At 67.5% G+C, this 20127-nt stretch carries 18 protein-coding genes; 8 read left to right on the top strand and 10 right to left on the bottom strand.

The features are described 5' to 3' along the window. The first annotated feature begins 197 nt into the window (after positions 1–197). From CLV01_RS23380 to CLV01_RS23370, 3 genes are all read left to right on the top strand, one after another. On the top strand, positions 198–701 hold the full coding sequence (locus CLV01_RS23380; RefSeq protein WP_043819287.1) for a sigma-70 family RNA polymerase sigma factor: 504 nt from the start codon (positions 198–200) through the stop codon (positions 699–701). A 10-nt stretch (positions 702–711) separates the two neighbouring features. Beyond that, positions 712–1719: a FecR domain-containing protein gene (locus tag CLV01_RS23375; protein ID WP_099733094.1), complete on the top strand. Its 1008-nt coding sequence runs from the start codon at positions 712–714 to the stop codon at positions 1717–1719. A 134-nt stretch (positions 1720–1853) separates the two neighbouring features. Further along, positions 1854–4343, top strand: coding sequence for a TonB-dependent siderophore receptor (locus CLV01_RS23370; protein ID WP_099733095.1), 2490 nt, complete (start codon positions 1854–1856; stop codon positions 4341–4343). Positions 4344–4349: 6 nt separating this feature from the next. On the opposite strand, the gene CLV01_RS23365 is transcribed toward CLV01_RS23370, so the two are convergent. The 3 genes from CLV01_RS23365 to CLV01_RS23355 all read right to left on the bottom strand — a co-directional run bounded on the left by CLV01_RS23365 (position 4350) and on the right by CLV01_RS23355 (position 6874). Continuing rightward, the gene (locus CLV01_RS23365; protein WP_013801428.1) at positions 4350–5432 is read right to left on the bottom strand and encodes a metallophosphoesterase; all 1083 of its coding nucleotides are present in this window, start codon (positions 5430–5432) and stop codon (positions 4350–4352) included. Positions 5433–5527: 95 nt separating this feature from the next. Next, positions 5528–6028: a dihydrofolate reductase gene (locus CLV01_RS23360; RefSeq protein ID WP_013801429.1), complete on the bottom strand. Its 501-nt coding sequence runs from the start codon at positions 6026–6028 to the stop codon at positions 5528–5530. Between the two features lie 21 nt (positions 6029–6049). Next, the gene (locus tag CLV01_RS23355) at positions 6050–6874 is read right to left on the bottom strand and encodes a thymidylate synthase (RefSeq protein ID WP_099733096.1); all 825 of its coding nucleotides are present in this window, start codon (positions 6872–6874) and stop codon (positions 6050–6052) included. Between the two features lie 175 nt (positions 6875–7049). Here CLV01_RS23355 and CLV01_RS23350 point away from each other — a divergent pair, with 175 nt between their 5' ends. Further along, on the top strand, positions 7050–7634 hold the full coding sequence (locus tag CLV01_RS23350; RefSeq protein WP_071956513.1) for a hypothetical protein: 585 nt from the start codon (positions 7050–7052) through the stop codon (positions 7632–7634). 124 nt (positions 7635–7758) lie between these two features. On the opposite strand, the gene CLV01_RS23345 is transcribed toward CLV01_RS23350, so the two are convergent. After that, positions 7759–9183 (bottom strand): FAD-binding oxidoreductase, encoded by a 1425-nt coding sequence (locus CLV01_RS23345; protein ID WP_099733097.1) that lies wholly within the window; start codon positions 9181–9183, stop codon positions 7759–7761. 43 nt (positions 9184–9226) lie between these two features. Beyond that, on the bottom strand, positions 9227–9625 hold the full coding sequence (locus CLV01_RS23340) for a DUF2069 domain-containing protein (RefSeq protein ID WP_016451330.1): 399 nt from the start codon (positions 9623–9625) through the stop codon (positions 9227–9229). Between the two features lie 107 nt (positions 9626–9732). On the opposite strand from CLV01_RS23340, the gene CLV01_RS23335 reads away from it, so the two are divergent. Then, the gene (locus CLV01_RS23335) at positions 9733–11079 is read left to right on the top strand and encodes a YihY family inner membrane protein (protein WP_065346060.1); all 1347 of its coding nucleotides are present in this window, start codon (positions 9733–9735) and stop codon (positions 11077–11079) included. Positions 11080–11095: 16 nt separating this feature from the next. On the opposite strand, the gene CLV01_RS23330 is transcribed toward CLV01_RS23335, so the two are convergent. Continuing rightward, the gene (locus CLV01_RS23330) at positions 11096–11449 is read right to left on the bottom strand and encodes an Mpo1-like protein (protein ID WP_043819042.1); all 354 of its coding nucleotides are present in this window, start codon (positions 11447–11449) and stop codon (positions 11096–11098) included. A 218-nt stretch (positions 11450–11667) separates the two neighbouring features. On the opposite strand from CLV01_RS23330, the gene CLV01_RS23325 reads away from it, so the two are divergent. Continuing rightward, complete coding sequence (locus CLV01_RS23325; RefSeq protein WP_065346102.1) at positions 11668–12495, top strand: alpha/beta fold hydrolase; 828 nt, start codon at positions 11668–11670, stop codon at positions 12493–12495. A 13-nt stretch (positions 12496–12508) separates the two neighbouring features. Here the strand turns inward: CLV01_RS23325 and CLV01_RS23320 are convergent, their stop codons facing one another. Further along, positions 12509–14941: an acetamidase/formamidase family protein gene (locus CLV01_RS23320; RefSeq protein WP_099733098.1), complete on the bottom strand. Its 2433-nt coding sequence runs from the start codon at positions 14939–14941 to the stop codon at positions 12509–12511. A gap of 160 nt (positions 14942–15101) precedes the next feature. Here CLV01_RS23320 and CLV01_RS23315 point away from each other — a divergent pair, with 160 nt between their 5' ends. Then, on the top strand, positions 15102–16577 hold the full coding sequence (locus tag CLV01_RS23315; protein ID WP_013801436.1) for an acetamidase/formamidase family protein: 1476 nt from the start codon (positions 15102–15104) through the stop codon (positions 16575–16577). 36 nt (positions 16578–16613) lie between these two features. Here CLV01_RS23315 and CLV01_RS23310 read toward each other — a convergent pair whose 3' ends face one another. Next, on the bottom strand, positions 16614–17423 hold the full coding sequence (locus tag CLV01_RS23310; protein WP_012206760.1) for an alpha/beta fold hydrolase: 810 nt from the start codon (positions 17421–17423) through the stop codon (positions 16614–16616). A 22-nt stretch (positions 17424–17445) separates the two neighbouring features. Then, complete coding sequence (locus CLV01_RS23305; RefSeq protein WP_012206759.1) at positions 17446–18744, bottom strand: O-acetylhomoserine aminocarboxypropyltransferase; 1299 nt, start codon at positions 18742–18744, stop codon at positions 17446–17448. Positions 18745–18850: 106 nt separating this feature from the next. On the opposite strand from CLV01_RS23305, the gene CLV01_RS23300 reads away from it, so the two are divergent. Beyond that, positions 18851–19303 carry a CBS domain-containing protein gene (locus CLV01_RS23300; RefSeq protein ID WP_012206758.1) on the top strand — a complete coding sequence of 151 codons (453 nt, stop codon included), beginning with the start codon at positions 18851–18853 and terminating at the stop codon, positions 19301–19303. 154 nt (positions 19304–19457) lie between these two features. Here the strand turns inward: CLV01_RS23300 and CLV01_RS23295 are convergent, their stop codons facing one another. Then, a complete protein-coding gene (locus CLV01_RS23295; RefSeq protein ID WP_099733099.1) occupies positions 19458–19955 on the bottom strand; it encodes a helix-turn-helix domain-containing protein in 498 nt (165 codons plus the stop codon). Positions 19956–20127 lie beyond the last annotated feature (172 nt).

Below are 20127 nucleotides of genomic sequence, written 5' to 3'. Positions count from 1 at the left end.
CCCCCTGAGGCGCTGCGCGCCTTCCCCCTGAAGGGGGACGACACCCTCGGTGCGAGGCGGCTCTTCCTCGGTGTCTCTGGTTCTGGAGCGCGCCGGTTTGCGAAGGGGAGGGCATCAAGGCCTAATCCTTATAGAATGAGAATCTTTCTCATTCATGTGGCGCACGCCTGCACGTGCTGCCGCACCAGGAGCCTGTCTTGCCCGCCGCCCCCGCCGCTTTGCACCAAGAGGTCGATACGCTGTACCGCGTCCACCATGGCTGGCTCCAGGGCTGGCTGCGGCGGCGATTGGGCAATTCCACGGAGGCGGCCGATCTGGCGCAGGACACTTTCATGCGCCTGCTCACGCGCAGCGAGCCCATTGCCGCACGCGAGCCGCGTGCCTTTCTGACCACGGTGGCGCAGGGCGTGGTGGCCAATTTCATGCGGCGCAGGCAGATCGAAGAGGCGTACCTGGCCACGCTGGCGCATTTGCCCGAGCCGCAGGTGCCGGGCCCCGAGACGCGCGCCATCCTGCTGGAGACGCTGGTCGAGCTGGACCGCCGCCTGGACACGCTGGCACCCCCCGTGCGCCGTGCCTTCCTGCTGTCGCAGCTCGACGGCATGAAGCAGGCCGACATCGCGGCCGAGCTGCAGCTGTCGCTGGCCACCGTGCAGCGCCATATCGCCAAGGCCGCGCACTGCTGCTTCTTCGGCGGCTGAGCGCCAGCCCATGACCGAATTCCGCCACGCATCCACCGGCCTGCCCGTTTTTGAAGGCCCACCCGTTTCAGAAGCCGTGAGCCTGCAGGCCGTGCAATGGCTGGTGGCCCTGCAGGCCTGCGATGCCGGCGAGGACACGCAGGCCTCGTGGCGGCGCTGGCGTGCCGATCATCCCGACCATGAGCGCGCCTGGCGGCACATCGAGGCCTGCGGCCTGCACCTGCGCGATCTGCCCGCACCGCTGGCGCATGGAGCGCTGCAGCCGCGCCGCAGCCGTGCGCGCGGCCGGCGCCAGGCCATGAAGCTGCTGGCCCTGGCCGCGTTCACGGGCAGCAGCGCCTGGTGGATACAAGGCGGCGATTGGCGCGAATGGTCGGCCGACCACCGCACGGCCACCGGCGAGCGCCAGGCACTGACCCTGGCCGATGGCACGCGCATCCACCTGAACACGGCCAGCGCCATCGACGTGCGCTTTGACGCCAGCCAGCGCCTGCTGCGGCTGCTGGGCGGCGAGGTGCTGGTCACCACGGCCAGCGACCCGCATGCCCGCCCCTTTCTGGTTGAAACCGCGCAAGGGCGGCTGCGGGCGCTGGGCACGCGCTTCGCGGTGCGCCAGCGCGATGGCGCCAGCCATGTGGCTGTCTTTGAGGGCGCGGTCGAGGTGCGGCCGGCCGACGCCCCGCAGGCCGTGCGCATTTTGGCCGCGGGCGAGCAGGCCGGCTTTGACCGCCTTGCCGTGGACGTGCCCCAGCCCGCCGACGAACTGGCCGCCGCCTGGAGCACAGGCCTGCTGGCCGCGCGGGACATGCCGCTGACCGACTTCATTGCCGAGCTGGCGCGCCACCGCAGGGGCCGCCTGGCCTGCGATCCCACGCTCGCCTCGCTGCGCGTCTCGGGCATGTATCCGCTGGACGATACCGACCGCGTGCTCGACATGCTGGTGCGCACCCAGCCCATCGAGCTCACCGGCTTTGGCCGCTACTGGCTGACCGTGCGCGCCCGGCAGAGCAGGACATGAGCCAAGACAGGCTGGATGGCTGTTGTTGCGAATTGTTGCAATTTGATCGATGCCTGGGACCCGTTGGCATGAGGTGTTTTCTTTTCTCGCGTGGCAAGTCCTGAAGAAGCCACTTTTCAGGGAAGAGATATTTCATGGTCCAACGACTTGCTCACACTGCGGCACCGGCCTTCCGGCGCCATTCGCTGGCACTGGCTGCCAGCACCACGCTGGCGCTGTGCGCCGTCAGCGCAGCCCTTGCGCCGCAAACCGCGCAGGCCCAGGCCCAGGCTCCCTCCGAAGTGCGCAGCTACGCCATACCGGCAGGCCCGCTGGAAGGCGCGCTGGCCCGCTTCGCCCAGGAAAGCCGCGTCATGCTGTCGTACACGGCGGCCGACATCACGGGCAGGCGCAGCGCGGGCCTGAGTGGAAACCATGCAGCGCCTGCGGCCCTGGATGCGCTGCTGGCCGGCACGGGGCTGGCCGCCCATGCGCAGCCCAATGGCGGCTATGCGCTGCGCCCCTTGCCCGAGGTGCGCACATCGCGCGGCCAGGCCGCCGCTGGGGCAGAGGCGGGCCTGCCGGCCGTCATGGTGACCGACACGCGCATCCGTGACGGCGTCACCGAAGGCTCGGACTCCTACACCAGCGGCACGGTCACGCTGGGCAAGACCGCGCAGGCGCTCAAGGACATTCCGCAATCGGTCAGCGTGCTCACGCGCCAGCGCATGGATGACCAGGGCATGACCAACCTGCCCGACGCCATCCACAACGCCACCGGCATGGTGGCCGTGCAGGGCGTGGGCGCGGGCCTGGCCATCAATGCGCGCGGCTTTGCGGTGGACTCGCTGCAGTACGACGGCCTGCCGTTCACGCGCAATACCTACAGCCTGGGCAACTGGGAGCAGGAGTCGCTGGTGTTCTATGACCGCGTGGAAATCCTGCGCGGCGCGGCCGGCCTGCTGCAGGGTGCGGGCAGCCCCGGCGGCGCGATCAACCTGGTGCGCAAGCGCCCGGGCCGCGAGCGCTCCGTGGTCTTCACAGGCAAGCTCGGCTCCCATGACCACTACGGCCTGCAGATGGATGCCAGCACGCCGCTCAATGCGGAAGGCACGCTGCGCGGCCGCGTGGTGCTGGACGGGGACTACAGCCACGGGTTCACCGAATACACGCGCGACCGAGTGCGCAACATCTACGCGGCGCTGGACTACGACATCAGCGCCAGCACCACGGTGGGCCTGGCCGTGGGACAGCGCCACAGCCGCTCGCGCCCCATGATCGTGGGCCTGCCGCGCTTTGCCGACGGCAGCGACATCGGCCTGCCGCGCTCCACCTACACAGGCGCCATGTGGAACCGTGCAGGCAATGACCAGAACATGCTGTTCGCCGACCTGGAACACCGCTTCAATGCGGACTGGCGCTTCAAGATGGTGGGCATGGCCATGAACGAGAAGAACACCAACGTGCACCAGCGTGCCGTGGGCCCCATCAAGCCCGATGGCAGTGGCATGAGCTACGGCGATTTCGGCGTGGACTTCAACAACCAGCAGCGTGGCCTGGACATGTCGCTGTCGGGCCGCTTCAAGGCGCTGGGCATGGAGCAGGAAGTGCTGCTGGGCGCCAACTACGCTGACTACACCACCAGCGACCGCTTCGTGCGCGCCTGGACCGCGGGCGGCAACATCTTCGATATAGACCACAACCGCCCCTGGCAGGACATGGAAAGCATCGCCGCGCGTGGCGCGGATGTGCGCAGCAATTACGACATCACGCAAAAGGGCCTGTACGGCACCTGGCGTGTCAGGCCCACGCAGGCGCTCACGCTGATCGCCGGGGGGCGCCTGGGCTGGTATGACTTCGCCTACCGCGCGCAATCGGGCGATTCTTCCACCAGCAAGACCACGGGGCGTTTCATCCCCTACGCGGGTGCCGTCTATGCGCTCAACGACAACTGGTCGCTGTACAGCAGCTACTCCACCGTCTTCGAGCCGCAGACCGCGCGCACCGTGCAGGGCGACCTGATCAAGCCGGTGCAGGGCCGCAACTACGAGGCCGGCATCAAGGGCGAGATGGCCGACGGCCGCCTGAACATGGCATTGGCCGTGTTCCGCTACGAGCACAAAAACCGCGCCGTCAATGACTACGACAGCGGCTTTGCATGTGATGACTGGTACTGCTCGCGCTCCTCGGGCAAGGTGCGCAGCCAGGGCCTGGAGGCCGAGGTCTCCGGCAAGGTCGCCACAGGCCTGGAACTGGCGGCCGGCTACACCTACAACACCACGCGCTACCTGTCCGACCCCGACTACCAGGGCCAGATCTTCAACACCTGGACGCCCCGGCACATGCTGCGCCTGTGGGGCAGCTACCGCCTGCCGGGCGAGCTGGGCCGCTGGACGGTGGGCACGGGCGTGAATGCACAGACCGACACCCTCAGCTCCGACCGCGCCTTCCGCCTGGCAGGCTTTGCGCTGTGGAATGCACGCGTGGCCTACCAGGTCTCGCCCGAGCTGAGCGTGGCGCTCAACGTCAGCAACCTGCTGGACAAGCGCTACTACGTGCCTTCTTACAACACGGTGTCGGGCAACAACTACTACGGTGCGCCCAGGTCGCTGTTGCTGACGCTGCGCTACGCGCCGCGGATCTAGCGCGTGTCATGCGGCAGCGGCCGCCGCAACGCCGAACTCCTCGCTGTCCGCCTGGGCGCCGTCGTCGAACACCAGGCGGCGCTCGGGCCAGCGCATGGCGGCAAGCTTGAAGCGCTGCTGCGGGTCTTCGCCGGCCAGGCGGGCGTTCCAGCGGCCGCCGACCGAGTAGTCCACGCAGAACACATTGCCGCGCCGGCCGTGCCAGGACAGCGGACCGGTCTGGCCGAACAGGTTCTCGGCCTGGGCGCCGTGGAAGGACGGGCCGCCCCGGTTCAGGCGCCGCCAGTAGTGGCCCACGACCACGGCCTGGGCATCCTCATATTCGTTCCACCAGGCCACGCGCTCGACGAAGCGCCACTTGCCGCCCGCGTAGAAGGGATTGCGGCATTCGCGCTCCACGCCCGAGGTCAGCACCTTCAGCGGGTTGACCATGGCCTTGGCCAGTTCGCTCTCGCTGTGCGCGGGCAGGAAGGGCGGCAGCCAGTTGCGGTCTTCCAGGTCATGCGGCCATTGCTGGCGTTCGGCACGCATGCGCTCGGCCACCTTGTTGACCTGGGCCTGCTGGGCAGCCAGGGCCTCGTAGTGGTCGTAGGCGCTGCGTGCGCTGCCCAGCGGCAGCTCGCGCGCCATGGCGATCTGCTGCGGGCGCCAGGCCGCATGGACCACGCGCAGGTCCTCGCGCTCCATGGCGATGGGCAGGCGTTCCAGCAGGGCCAGGGTGTCAGGGATATCGCACAGCGGCATGCGCGCGAACGGCGCGTACTTGGGCGTATCGGAGGCCACGCGGCTGTCGAAGAACCAGCCGGAGCCGTCCTTGGCATCCTCGCGCAGCAGGTTGATTTCATGGTTGCCGAGCACGGCCAGCGCATGGCCCGACTCCAGCATGGGCACGACGCGGGCGAGCACACCCGGGCTGTCGGGCCCCCGGTCGCAGAAGTCGCCGACGAAGACCAGGCGCCGACCCTGGGGATGGCGGCCCAGCGCGTCGTAGCCCAGGTGCCCCAGCAGCTGGTCCAGCGCCTCGGACTCTCCATGGATGTCGCCGACGATGTCGAGCGGACCGGGGGGCAAGGGCTGGACGAGGCTCATGGCGAAGAGGCGCGAAAGACGGCGAAGGCGTGGAAAAACGACATTATTTGCACAGACCCGCCGCGCCCGCCAGCCCCGTGTGCGACAGGGGTATGTCAGCGTCGTTGCAGGCGCACAAAGCTGTAGGGCAGCCCGTTGGCGGCCACATGGCGGCTGCGTGACGCTTCCTGCCACTCGGGGCCGAGCGTGGGGGCGAAGGCATCGCCTTCGTAGTCGCGCTCTATCTCGGTCACCTCGATGCTGTCGGCCAGCGGCAGGGCCTGGGCGTAGATCTGGGCACCGCCCATGACCCAGACGTCGGCCGATGCCTGGCGGCCCAGTTCCATGGCCTGCTCCAGGCTGGTGGCATGCAGCACGCCGGGGGCGGCCGGCTCGGGCGCCCAGTCCGCCTGTCGCGTGACGACGATGTTGGTGCGCCCGGGCAGCGGCCTGAAGCGGGCCGGTAGCGAGTCCCAGGTCTTGCGGCCCATGACCACGGCCGAGCCCTGGGTCAATTGCTTGAAGTGCGCCAGGTCCTCGGGCAGGTGCCAGGGCATGGCATTGTCCTTGCCGATAACGCCGTTGGCGGCGCGTGCGTAGATGAGATGGATGGCCATCGGGCGGGTCTTTCTGCAGCCTCAGACGGCCACGGGGGCCTTGATGGGCTCGTGGTGCTGGTAGCCGACGACCTCGAAATCCTCGTACTCGTAGCCGAAGATGGAGTCGGGCCGGCGCTTGATCTGCAGCGTCGGGTAGGCGAAGGGCTGGCGCGCCAGCTGGGTCTCGACCTGGGCGAAGTGGTTGTTGTAGATATGGCAGTCGCCGCCGGTCCAGATGAAGTCGCCCACCTGCAGGTCGCATTGCTGGGCCAGCATGTGGGTCAGCAATGCGTAGCTGGCGATGTTGAAGGGAACACCCAGGAAGATGTCCGCGCTGCGCTGGTACAGCTGGCAACTGAGCTTGCCGTCGGCCACATAGAACTGGAAGAAGGCGTGGCAGGGCATGAGCGCCATCTGCGGCAGGTCGGCCACGTTCCAGGCGCTGACGATGATGCGGCGGCTGTCCGGGTTGCTCTTGAGCTGCTTGACCACTTCGGCGATCTGGTCGATGTGGCCGCCGTCCGGCGTGGGCCAGCTGCGCCATTGCACGCCGTAGACCGGGCCCAGGTCGCCGTCCTCGCGTGCCCATTCGTTCCAGATGGTGCAGCCACGCTCCTGCAGCCAGCGCACGTTGCTGTCGCCGCGCAGGAACCACAGCAGTTCCAGGATGATGGATTTGAGGTGCACCTTCTTGGTGGTGACCAGCGGAAAGCCTTCGGACAGATCGAAGCGCATCTGGTGCCCGAACACGCTGCGCGTACCCGTTCCGGTACGGTCGGTCTTGGACACGCCATGTTCGTAGACATGGCGCATGAAATCTTCGTACTGTGAGCGGGCAGGGCGGGGCGCGGCAGTCATGTTCATGGCGGGGATTATCCCTTGATGAATACGGCGCCTTGTCCGACGGTATCCATGCCCCTCGAAACAAGGTTTGCAACCCCCGGTGCGAAAATGACTGCCGACGGGCGCCGGTGTCTTGCCTGGGCTTTCACACCGGCGCCATGGTTTTTTCGCATCCGCTTTGACAAGGAGCTTGCGCATGTCTTCCATGCTCTCCCCCTGGCAGGCCGGAATCGCACTGGGTGCCGCCATGCTGGCGCTGACAGCCTGTGATCCGCGCTCTCCCACCGTTCCCACTCCCAAGGCCGTGCAGTCCGTGGCACTCGATGTGGCCGCGCCCGCGCCCGCATTGACGCTGAACTTTCCCGAGCGCACGCGCCTGCCGTCCACGGCCAAGGCGGGCGAGCCCGGCCTGGACAGCCTGGCCGAGTACGTGGGCAAGTATCCCTACGACGGCACCAACTACCTGGAGCAGGGCGTGCTGGCCGACCGGCTCAAGGCGCTGCTGGGCACCAGCTACCCGACCCTGCTGAGCAATATGCGCACCGTGGGCCCTCTGACCAAGGAAGGCGATGTGTGGAGCATCGTCGGCCTGCGCCCCCACCAGGGCGGCGAGGAGATGGGCGCCATCGTGATCGATCCCGCGCGCAACGCACTGCGCGTGTGGCTGCTGACCGATGGCAAGCAGACCGACTTCTCCGACGCGGCCGGTGCCGACATCGCCTGGCCCAGCCAGGTGCAGAAGTCCTTTGCCGTGGTCGAGAGCAACAAGCCCGCTTCCTGATCTGCACCTGGCCGCACCTGGCCGCACCTGGCCGAGTTTGGCCGCACCTGACCGCGTTTGGATGCAAGAAGGGGCAGCGCCGCCACGCGGCCCTGCCCCTTCTTGATAAGCCGGCGCTGCCGGATCAGGCGCGCGCCAGGATGCAGCCGGGATTCATCAGGCCTTGAGGATCCAATGCCTGCTTGATGGCGCGCATCATGCCCAGGGCCACGGGCGACTGGTACTTTTCCAGCTTGTCCACCTTGAGCGCGCCCACGCCGTGCTCGGCAGAGAACGAGCCGCCGAATTCGGCCACGGCCTCGTAGACCAGGTGGTTGACCAGGTGCTCGCGCTCATTGAGGAAGGCCTTGGCGTCGCCGCCCACGGGTGCCTGCACGTTGTAGTGCAGGTTGCCGTCGCCCAGGTGGCCGAAGTTGACCAGGCGCACGCCCGGGATTTCGCGCTGCAGCACGGCATCGGTGTGTTCGACGAAGGCGGGAATGCGCGATGCCGCAATGGAGATGTCGTGCTTGATGTTCAGGCCTTCCTCGGCCTGGGCCAGCGGAATGCTCTCGCGGATGTGCCACAGCTCATGGGCCTGCGACAGGCTTTCGGCCACCACGGCGTCGAGCACGCAGCCGTCCTCGAAGGCCAGCTCCAGCAGCGCCTCGAAACGCTCGCGCGCATGCTGCTCGGACTCGCTGTCCGAGTTCTCGACCAGCACGTAATAGGGCGGCGCGCCGTCCAGGCCCGCAAAGGGCACGCGCAGCTGGGGCATGTGCTTGATCACCAGCGACAGCGCGAACTGGCCCATGACCTCGAAGCCCGTCAGGCCCGCGCCCAGGTACTGGTGCGCCATGCCCAGCAGGCGCACGGCCGCTTCCATGGAGGGCACGGCGGCGAAGGCCGTGAGCTGTGCCGCAGGCTGCGGGAACAGCTTCATGGTGGCGGCGGTGATGATGCCCAGCGTGCCTTCGCTGCCGATGAACAGGTCGCGCAGGTCGTAGCCGGTGTTGTCCTTGCGCAGGCCCTTGAGGCCGTCCCAGATCTCGCCCTGCGGGGTGACCACTTCCAGGCCCAGGCACAGCTCGCGCGTGTTGCCGTAGCGCACCACCTGGGTGCCGCCCGCGTTCGTGCCCAGGTTGCCGCCAATCGTGCAGCTGCCTTCGGCGGCCAGCGACAGCGGGAACAGCAGGCCCTCTTTCTCGGCAAGCTCCTGCAGGCTTTGCAGGATGCAGCCGGCCTCGACGGTGAAGCTCAGGTTGTCGCGGTCGATGTTGCGCACGGCATTCAGGCGCGTGAGGCTGAGCACGACCTGCGTGCCGCTGTCGTCCGGTGTGGACCCCACCGACAGCCCGGTGTTGCCGCCCTGCGGGATGATGCTGGTGCCTGCGGCCGCGCATTCGCGCACCACGGCAGCCACCTCGGCCGTGCTGGCCGGGCGCACCACGGCCAGGGACTTGCCGCGCACGCGGCGGCGCCAGTCCTGTTCATAGGCGACGAGGTCGCCCTCGGTGAGGACATGGGCTTCGCCGACGATCTGGCGCAGGCGTTCAAGCAGTGCAGTCATGTTGCAACTTCTTTCAAAGACGTGAAGGCATGAAAACGGGGACTCAGCCGCCGGCCGCCTGGGCCGCGCGGCGCGCGCTGCGCTGGCGCCAGCGCACATGCAGGGCGCAGGCGGTGAACAGCATCAGGCACAGGAAAACTTCGAGCAGCGCCAGCCAGCGGCCGGGCGCCGGGTCGCTCCAGGCGCGCACGACGCCCTCGGTGAAATAGATCCACACCAGCAGGCTGACCCAGCGGTAGGTATACATGCGGTGCTTGAGCAGGCCGATCAGCGGAATCGCCAGCGGCAGGGCCTTGAGCACCAGCCAGGAGCCCCCTGGCCGCATGGGCGCCAGCCACAGTTCCCAGGCCAGGCTCAGCACGATCAGGCCCATGAGGCTGGAGACCGCCAGCCAGCGGGTGGCGGCGACATCGGCGCCGGGGCGAGAAATGGAATCAGTCATCGGGGTGGCATCATATCGGCCATGGTCTTGTCCTTTGAACATGTGATTGCTTGGATGGTCACGCGCGTTCCCGTTTCAGGCACGCGCGTTGCAGCGGAGATATGGCGATGAGCGGCGGCCCCGGGCAGGAGCCTGCCGGTGGCCTGGAGGACGGTGCCGTTGCACTGCCCGCGCCCGAACGGGAGCGCAGCCTTTCGCTGATGGAGCGGCCCGAGCCGGTGGTGCCCCCATCCTGGCGCGAGCGCCTGCGCTGCTTTCCCTGGCGCAATACCGCGCACACGCTGCGCGAACGCTTTCGCGAGGACCGGCTGGGCGTCACCGCCAGCAGCCTGACCTTCACCACGGTGCTGGCCCTGGTGCCGTTCTTCACGGTGGCGCTGGCGCTGTTCACGGCGTTTCCCATCTTCTCGCGCGTGCAGATCGTGCTGGAGCGCTGGCTGATCGACAGCCTGATCCCCGAGACCATTGCACGCCAGGTGCTGGGCTATCTGACGCAGTTCGCCTCCAAGGCCAGCCAGCTGGGCATGGCCGGTTTTTCCATTCTGGTGATCACGGCGGTCGCGCTGATCCTCACCATAGACCGCACGCTCAACAACATCTGGCGCGTGCGCCAACTGCGGCCGCTGGGCCAGCGCGTGCTGATCTACTGGGCCGCGATCACGCTGGGCCCGCTGGTGCTGGGCCTGAGCCTGGTGCTGTCGTCCTATGTGATGTCGGCCTCGCGCGGGCTGGTCAATGCGCTGCCCGAGGGGTTGCGCTTCATCTTCGATTCCATCGAGTACCTGGCGCTGGCCGCTGGCATGGCGGGCCTGTACCACTACGTGCCCAATACGGCGGTGCGCTGGCGCCATGCCTGGGTGGGCGGCCTGTTCGTGGCCACCTGCATGGAGCTGGCCAAGAAGGCGCTGGGCCTGTACCTGGCCTCGGTGCCTACCTACTCGGTCATCTACGGCACCTTTGCCACCTTGCCGATCCTGCTGATCTGGATCTACATGGCCTGGATCATCGTGCTGCTGGGCGCCGTGGTCACCGCGTATCTGCCCATCGTCATGGCCGGCGTGCAGCGCATGCCCGGACAGCAGGGCTGGCAGTTCGAGATGGCCGTGGAAATCCTGCAGTACCTGGAGCAGGAGCGCGAGTCGCCCGCCAAGGGCCTGTATGCCAGCGATCTGGCACGCCGCCTGCATGTGGACTGGCAGCAGATCGATCCGGTGCTGCAGGCGCTGTCTGTGCTCGACTGGGTGGGAACGGTGCAGGCGCCAGGCGTTGCGGCGGGCAGCGAGGGCACCGAGCCACGCTACATGCTGCTGGTGGACCCGCAACACACGCCCTTGGCACCCCTGGTCGAACGCCTGCTGCTGGCTCCTTCTGCGGCCGTGCAGCCGTTGTGGGAGCGCACGGGCTTGGCAGGCATGACGCTGGCCAGCCTGCTGGAGAGCCGGCCCCGGCCGTAGTGCCCGGCGCGGCGCTTTAGAGCGCAATGCGTCCGGTGAGGATGTCGCGCCACATCACCCAGTCGCCGCGAAAGCTGTACAGCGGGCGCTTGAAGCTGGCGGGCCGGTTTTTCTCGAAGCCGAAGTGCCCTATCCAGGCAAAGCCGTAGCCGAACAGCAGGCCGCCGAGCAGGAACCAGAAACTGCCGGTCAGGAACAGCGCGAACAGGCACAGCAGCGCCAGCGTGGAGCCGACGAAGTGCAGGCGCCGGCAGGTACGGTTGCTGTGTTCCTGAAGGTAGAACGGATAGAACTCGGCAAAGCTCTTGAACTGGCGCGGGTCCACGGCAGCCTGTGCGGCGCCGGGCAGGGGAGCGGAAGCGTGTGACATGGCAGGCCTTCGCGTGCATGGGGTGGCTTCAACTTATACGCCGCTGCCTGGCCTCTCACCATCGGAGGAACCCGCGCGCCCTGGTTCGCAAAAGCTGCCCCGAGAGAGACAAAAGCTGCCGCATTCCGCCCAGCGCGTCGCCACGGTGTCGCCCTCTGGCGGCATGCAGGCGCATGATGTCTGCCGGGCCGGCGCCGACCGGCATGGAGTTTTTTTCGATGCCTTCCTCGTGCATGACCGACATCCCCGCATCCTTGAACGAAATCCGCATTCCCACGCCGCAGGGCAGCATCTACGTCAGGCGCTGGCAGGCGCCGGCGGCCGGCGAAGGCGAACAAGGCCCGGCGCGCGCGCCCATCGTGCTGCTGCACGACTCGCTGGGCTCGGTGGCGCTGTGGCGCGATTTCCCGCAGCAACTGGCCGAGGCCACGCGCCGCGATGTGCTGGCCTATGACCGGCTGGGCTTTGGCCAGTCCGACCCCTATCCGGGCACGCTGGGGCCTGGCTTTGTGGCCCGGGAGGCAGAGACCGTGTTCCCGGCCGTGCACCAGGGGCTGGGCCTTGGGGATTTCATTGTGCTGGGCCACAGCGTGGGCGGCGGCATGGCCGCCATGGTGGCGGCCCGATATGGCGCGCAGTGCAAGGCGGTTGTCACGGAGTCCGCCCAGGCCTTTGTGGAAGATCGCACCTTGCAGGGCATTCGCGCGGCCCAACAGGATTTCGCCCGGCCCGGCCAACTGGCGCGCCTGGAGAAATACCACGGCGACAAGGCGGCCTGGGTGCTGTCTGCCTGGGTCGATACCTGGCTGTCCCCGCCTTTTGCCGACTACCGGCTGGACGAGGCGCTGGAGCGCGTGCGCTGCCCGGTGCTGGCCATCCATGGAGAGCTCGACGAGTTCGGCTCCCTGGTCCATCCCGAGCGCATCCGCGACCGGGCCAGCGGCCCGGTGGAGGTGGAGATCGTGGCCGGCGGCGGCCACGTCCCCCACCGCGAGCAGCCCGAGCGCATTGCCCAGCGCATCGCGCGTTTCCTGGCACGGGTCTGATCCCGGGCGGGCTTCATTGGCCCGCCTGGGTGGACGCCGAGAGTTCCGGCGGAAACAGCGTCTTCTTGATCACGGCGTGCACGCCCCAGTTGCCGTCCACCACCTGCGTCACGGCGAAGTCCACGGCCACGGAGATCAGCGATACGGCCTCGTCCTCGTCCAGCCCGTGGGCCAGCATCAGATAGCGCCTTGCCTTGTGGAAGGCGTCACGCATGGCGCCTTCCAGCGATGACTTGCGATAGACCTGGGACTGCGCCTGGCTGCCCAGTTCGGCCAGGTGGTCGGTGAAGCTGAAGCCCTGTATCACCCATTCGGAGCCGGTCTCCAGGAAAGGGTGGTCCAGCTCTGCAAGGAAGCGGTTGTCCAGCGCGGCGCGCTTGTGCACCCGCAGCTCGAAGCTGCCGGTCAGCGAACATTCGATGGCCGTGCCGCACAGTTCCGAGTCGCCTTGGGATGCATGCGGGTCTCCCACCGAAAACAGCGCGCCGGGCACCGATACGGGCAGGAAGAGCGTCGCGCCCTTGCCGGCGCGCCAATTGTCCAGGTTGCCGCCGAAGTAGCTCGGCGGTATGGAGTCGATCAGGCCGGCCTCTCGCGGTGCCACGGCCAGCATGCCGAAATGCGGACGCAGCGGCACGCGTGCCTTGTCCAGCACACCAAAGCGCCGGGTGATGCTGGCGGGGTCCACGGGCACGCCCGGGTAGTCGATGGTCGGATGGACCACGCCGAAGGGGTCGGTCTGCGGCGTCCAGCGGTAGTTGTAGACAGCGCGGGCCGTGGGCTCCTCGGGCAGTGCGTGGTCGATTTCGTAGATGGTGACCACTTCGCGCTGGCGGGGCTCCGTGATCTGGTCGCGGTAGTGAAAGCCCCACCAGGCGGCGGCGTTGCTGCCGAAGACACGGCCGTGGTGGGCGGGGCTGCAGCTGGGGCGTGGCTGCACGTCGAGGATGCGTATCTCCAGCAGGTCGCCGGGTTCGGCCTCATGCACATAGATGGGGCCGGTGCAGATGTGCACGCCGAAGCCCTCGCCCGCGCCGCGGCCGTAGATCGAGGCGTCCATCGGGCCCGCGCCGCGCCGGTCCACGGCCTTCTGGGCTGCGGTCCAGTGGAACACGCTTTCGGCGCCGGGATCGCCCTCGATCATGCGTTCCCAGTCGTCCGAGGCATGCTGGGTCAGCGTCTCCATGGTCACCACGTCACCCGAGCGCACCGAAAGCACGGGCTTGAGTGAACGGCTCAGGTAGCCCCAGTGCACGGTCTTGTCGGAGACCGGAAGGTAGTAATGCTGGGGCGACGCACCGCCATTGTCCGCGTGCGCCGAGCGCTTGGGCACAAGGGCCAGCGCCTGGGCGTAGCGTGCATGGTCGCGCAGCAGGGCCTGGAACGGGCTGTGTGCCAGGCGCGCTGCGGCCGGTTCTGCACCCTGCGCAGCGCTCTCGGCGGGCGAGGGGCGTCCGCGCTGGCCGGGCGGCGCATCCTGCACGCGCGCGGGACTGGCGCGATAGGCCTTGGGGGACAGACCATAGCGGGCCGTGAAGGCGCGGCTGAAGTTGGCGGCATCGCCAAAGCCCCAGCGAAAGCACAGCTCGGCAATGGAGAAATGCTGCAGCGAGCGGTTGCTCAGGTCCATGCGGCAGCGCTCCAGCCGGCGTTCGCGCAGGTAGGTGCTGAAGCTGGTGGCCGCTCCCTTGAACAGCTTTTGCAGATAGCGCGTGGACAGCCCCTCGGCGTCGGCGATGGCATCGATGGACAGCTCGGCATCGCCCAGCCGGGTTTCGATGGCGCGGCAGATGCGGCGCAGATGGCCAAGCTGCACGGCGCTGGGCGGCTCGGTCGCCTCGGCCTGCTCCTGCTCGGGATTGCTGGCGCGCGGTGTCAGGCAGGTGACCAGCATGTCGGTGAGCGTGGCCTCCACCGACAGCAGATCGTCCTGTGCCAGTGTGTCGATCTGCTCTGCCAGTGAGGCCGCCATTGCCATGCACATGGCCCCCACACCGCCTGTCCCGCCGATGTGCCGGGCCTCGGGCGGGCACGAGCGCAGCAGGCGCAACAGAAAGCTCGAGGACTCCAGCCGCGCAAGCAGCAGGCGGCCGTCGCCGGGCAACTGCAGCTGCCAGTCCCGGTCTGACTCCAGCAGCAAGGCCGAGCCGGCCTTGAGCGGGAACGCGGCGTCCTCGATCACCGCATTGGCGCTGCCTTGCAGCAAGGCGCACAGCAGCAGGCCCGGGCCGCGCAGCCGCTTGGCCACGGCCCGCAGCGTCAGGGGCGAGGTGGCCAGCGTGATGAATACCGATCCCAGTGGCGAGCTGCGCAGCGCCAGGTGGGTGGCCGGTGGCGTGGGCGCTTCGCCATGGATGTCTGCCCTGGACAGCGCCTCATTGAGCGCAGCCTGCCGCAAGGCATCGGGAAATGCGTGGGTGGAAAAGCGTCTTGGATCGTCGTGCATCAGGGGCGAACTATGAACTGCCGCGTACTGCCTGTCCAAGCCCGGCGCACCGGATGGCAGCCGCGACAAGTTTTTGTGCGCGCAGGAACAACCGGCCTGGACATGCTCGCCTGGACACTGGCGCTGCCGGCACCGATCCACAACAGCAGGAGTATTTTCGATGACCATCCCCCACCAAGAACATATCTGCGGCCCAGGCTGCCAGCACGGTGCTTCGCCAGCCGACGAGAAGCTGATCCGCGAGGAATTCCAGGTTGCACGCCGTTCCTTCCTGCGCGACGCCATGGTGGTCGGTGGCGGCGCGGTCTCGGCCGGCGCCATCAGCGGCGCGATGGCACCGTCCCGGGCCTTTGCCCAGGGCGCGCCTGGCGCCCGGGCCGGCCAGGGCATGGCCAGCCACTACTACATTCCCGCCTCTGCCAGCACCGTGCTCTGGGGCTACTTCAGCAGATCGGCCAAGCCGGTGGTCGAAGTCGAATCGGGTGACTACGTGACCATGGAGACGCTGACCCACCATGCCAATGACGATGCCGAACGCATGGTCCGGGGCGACCCTGGCGCCGAGAGCGTGTTCCACTGGGACAGCCAGCGCAAGAACGTCGATCGCCGGGGCGCCGGTCCCATGGACGCCAAGAACGGCGCAGGCGGAGGCCAGGGCGTGCACATCTGCACGGGGCCGGTACGCATCAAGGGCGCCCAGCCCGGCGATGTGCTGGAAGTGCGCATCATTGATGTGGTGCCACGCCCCTCGGGCAACCCGCAGTTCAAGGGCCGGACCTTCGGCAGCAATGCGGCGGCGAACTGGGGCTTTCACTATGGCGACACGCTCACCGAGCCCCGAAAGCGCGAGGTGGTCACCATCTACGAGGTGGATGCGACCGGCGAGCGCAACTGGGCCCGCGCCGTCTACAACTACCGCTGGACGCCGCAGACCGACCCCTTTGGCGTGGTCCATCCGACCATCGACTATCCGGGCGTGCCCGTGGACCACCGCACGATCAGCAAGAACGAAAACGTGCTGCGCAATATCCGCGTTCCCGTGCGCCCGCACTTCGGCACCATCGGCGTGGCGCCGGCCGAGGTGGAGATGGCCAGCTCCATTCCGCCCAACCACACGGGCGGCAACATCGACAACTGGCGCATCGGCAAGGGGGCGACCATGTATTTCCCCGTGGCCGTGCCAGGGGCCAACTTCACCGTGGGCGATCCGCATGCCTCGCAGGGGGACTCCGAGCTGTGCGGCACGGCCATCGAGTGCTCGCTGACCGGCACCTTCCAGCTGGTTCTGCACAAGAAGGCGGACCTGCCTGGAACTCCGCTGGCCGAGCTGGCCTATCCGCTGCTCGAAACCCAGGACGAATGGCTGCTGCACGGCTTCAGCTACGCCAACTACCTGGCGGAGCTGGGGCCTGATGCACAAAACCAGATCTTCAAAAAGTCTTCCGTGGACCTGGCGCTGCGCGACGCCTATCACAAGATGCGCCACTTCCTCATGACCACCCAGGGGCTGGGAGAGGACGAGGCCATCTCGCTGATGTCGATTGCCGTGGACTTCGGTATCACCCAGGTGGTGGATGGCAACTGGGGCGTGCACGCGCTCGTGAAAAAGAGCATCTTCCCCGCGCGCGGCGCGTAAGTGCGTCCGGGCCCTGCGGGCAGGACCCGGCCGGGCTCAGCGCGCCAGGAAATCCCGGATGGCGAACAGCGTCTGGTCGGGCGCCTCGGTCATCTGGTTGTGGCCGCTGGGCAGGTGCACGATGCTGACCTGGCGCTGCGCGCCCCGGGCCGCCTCGATCAGGCCCTTGGCGGCCTTGGGCGGCGTCATCTGGTCCTGCTCGCCCAGGGCGAACAGGACCGGGCATTGCAGCGCCGCCATGGCCGCCTCGCCGCCCGCGTAGCTGTCGCAGGCCTTGAAGCCGGTGTGCAGCAGGTTGGTGCGGTCATTGCTGGCCAGCACGCGCCGGCCCAGCGCCATGCCGGCGCCGAACACCCAGCTGCCTGCGCCGCTGGGTGGCGCCAGCGTGGCGCGCGAGAACACGTTCACCATGCGGATGGCCTGCTCTGGCGTGCTCAGTGCGGAGTCCAGCAGGGCGGGCGAGACCTTCATCGGATAGGCCGTGCCCACCAGCACCAGGTGGCTGACGCGCGCGCCCAGACGCGCGGCCGCTTCCATGGCGATCAGGCTGCCCCAGCTGTGGCCGACCAGCGCGGCCTTTCCGATGCCTGCCGCATCCATGAGCTGGCCGATGAAATCCGCTGCTGCCTCCACGCTGGCGGGCGCGTCACCCGCGCTGCGGCAGTGGCCGGGCAGGTCTATGGCCAGCACGTTCCAGCCGTGGTTGGCCAGGTAGCGGCTTTGCAGGGCCCAGACGCTGTGGTCGCACAGCACGCCGTGGATGAGGATGGCCGTGGGCTGGGCGGGGTTGAAGGCCTTGCCGCCGGTATAGGCGTAGATGGCGTGGCCCTGAACATCGATCTTCATTGTTGGTGTCTCCCTTGTCGGCTCACGCTGCCTTTTCAGCGGCCTTGAGGGCGCGCTTGAGGTCATCGATCAGGTCGTCGGCATCCTCCAGTCCGATGGACAGGCGTATCGTGCCCTGGCCGATGCCGGCCTGGGCCAGTGCTTCGTCGCTCATGCGGAAATGCGTGGTACTTGCCGGATGGATCACCAGGCTGCGGCAGTCGCCCACGTTGGCCAGGTGGCTGAAGACCTTGAGCGTCTCGATGAACTTGCGCCCCTGGTTGCGGTTGCCCTTGATGTCGAAACTGAACACCGAGCCCGCGCCGCGCGGCAGCAGCTTCTTGGCGAGCTGGTGCGAGGGATGGGTCTCCAGCAGCGGGTGGCCCACGCGGCCCACCAGCGGATGGCTGGCCAGGAATTGCACCACCTTCTCGGTATTGCGGATGTGGCGCTCCATGCGCAGCGGCAGCGTCTCTATGCCCTGCAGGATCAGCCAGGCCGTGTGCGGGCTCATGCAGGCGCCGAAGTCGCGCAGGCCTTCGCGCCGCGCGCGCAGCAGGAAGGCGCCGGTGCTGCTTTCCTCGCTGAACACCATGTTGTGGAAGCCGTCGTAGGGCTCGGTCAGCTCCGGGAAGCGCCCCGACTTTTCCCAGTCGAAGCTGCCGCCATCCACCACGATGCCGCCGACCACCGTGCCGTGGCCCGACAGGAACTTGGTGGCCGAGTGGTAGACGATGTCCGCGCCGTGCTCCAGCGGCTTCATCAGCCAGGGCGAGGTCAGCGTGGAGTCCACCAGCAGCGGCACGCCGGCCTCATGTGCGATGGCGCTGATGGTGGGGATGTCCAGCACATCCAGGCCCGGGTTGCCCACCGTCTCGCCGAAGAACAGCTTGGTGTTGGGGCGCACCGCAGCGCGCCAGCCGTCGATGTCGCCGGGCTTGACGAAGGTGGTCTCTATGCCGAAGCGCGCCAGCGTGTAATGCAGCAGGTTCTGCGAGCCGCCGTACAGCGCCGTGCTGGCCACGATGTGGCTGCCCGCGCCCATGAGCGTGGCCACCGACAGGTGCAGCGCCGCCTGGCCGCTGGCCACGGCGATGGCGCCCACGCCGCCTTCCAGGGCCGAGACGCGCTGCTCCAGCACGGCGTTCGTGGGATTGGAGATGCGGCTGTAGACGTGCCCTGGGCGCTCCAGGTTGAACAGCGAGGCCGCATGGTCGCTGGACTCGAACACGAACGAGGTCGTGAGGTGGATGGGCGTCGCGCGCGCTCCGGTGGCGGGGTCGGGCTGTGCGCCCGCGTGCAGCGCCAGGGTGTCAAAGCCGGGGTCCGAGTAGCCGGGCATTCCTGTCTCCATGGTTGTCAAGGCAAGCGGGCATTGTGGGCTATATTTCCTGTCAGACACGGGCTTGCCGCAACCACGGCGACACAGACAAATTTGGAGATACGGCATGAAAGTAAGTGACATCCTGCGCGTCAAGGGCAACACCCTCTACACGGTGTCGCCGGACGAAAGCCTGGCCAGCGCGGTGCAGGTGATGTCGGAGCGCGATATCGGCTCCCTCGTGGTCATGGAGCATGGCGACGTGGTCGGCATGCTGACCTTCCGCGAAGTGATCCAGGGCTTCGTCAAGCACGGCGGGGTGGGCGAGACGCTGGTGCGCTCGGCCATGGACGACGCTCCCATGACCTGCACCATGGAAACCGACATGGATGAGGTGCGCCGCATGATGCTGGACCGCCACGCACGCTACATGCCGGTGATGGACAAGCGCATGCTGATGGGCGTGATCAGCCTGTACGACGTGGCCAAGGCCGTGGTGGACAGCCAGAACTTCGAGAACCGCATGCTCAAGGCCTACATCCGCGACTGGCCCGAGGGCGAGCGCCAGGGCGCGGACTGATCATCGGGGCGATATCGACCTTTCGACCATTCGACCGTTTCACCTTGGGCAGCAAGGCCTCCGAACGCAAAATGCGGCGGAGGCCTTTGTCTTTGCGCGCAGGGCGCAAAGCAGACAGTCGCGTGAACAGCGAATGGATGGGCCGCAGGACCTGTCAGTGCACCCGGCGGCGTTTGGGCTTGAGCAAGGCGCTGGGCGGCACGTCATAGGCCTGTCTGAAGACGCGGCTGAAGTGCGAGAAGCTGGTGAAGCCACAGGCCAGCGCCACGTCCGTCACGCGCCGCGCATTGTCTGCCCGAAGCAGCAGGTGCGCCTGGGCCAGCCGTTCGTTCCAGAGCCAGCGGCTCGGGGTCAGGCCTTCGGTGGCAAACAGCCGCGCCAGGCTGCGCAGCGACATGCCCATGTCCTGGGCCACCTGCAAGGGCTTGAGCTCGGGGTCGTCGAGCCGGGCCCGCATGTACTGCTTGGCCTGGGCAAGCCTGTTGCGGGTTCTGAAATCGCCAGGGCTGGACGATGTCAGCAGCACATTCAGCAGCGAGGGGCGAAGGTCCTGCTCCTCGTCCTTGTGCTGAAGGCCTGGCGATGCCGGTGGAGTGCTGCGCGCAGGGTCGCTGTGATCCTGGCTTTGCGTTGAGTCGTAAGAGGCCTGCATTTCACGAACCTCCCGCAGTTTGCGGCTGGTGCCTGTGTAGTGATCCGCAGGCGGTTGAAAAAGGGTGGATTGCAATTTTAACTATGAATATTTGCAATCCGATAGCTATATTTGTTTTTGCTGGACGATGGCTGCCTGCGCAATGCACCGCCGCCGCGGGCACGGCGCTTGC

Source organism: Delftia sp. 60 (genome assembly GCF_002754395.1).
GTDB classification, from domain to species: Bacteria; Pseudomonadota; Gammaproteobacteria; order Burkholderiales; family Burkholderiaceae_C; genus Comamonas; species Comamonas acidovorans.
This window is presented reverse-complemented; position numbering and strand designations above follow the sequence as displayed.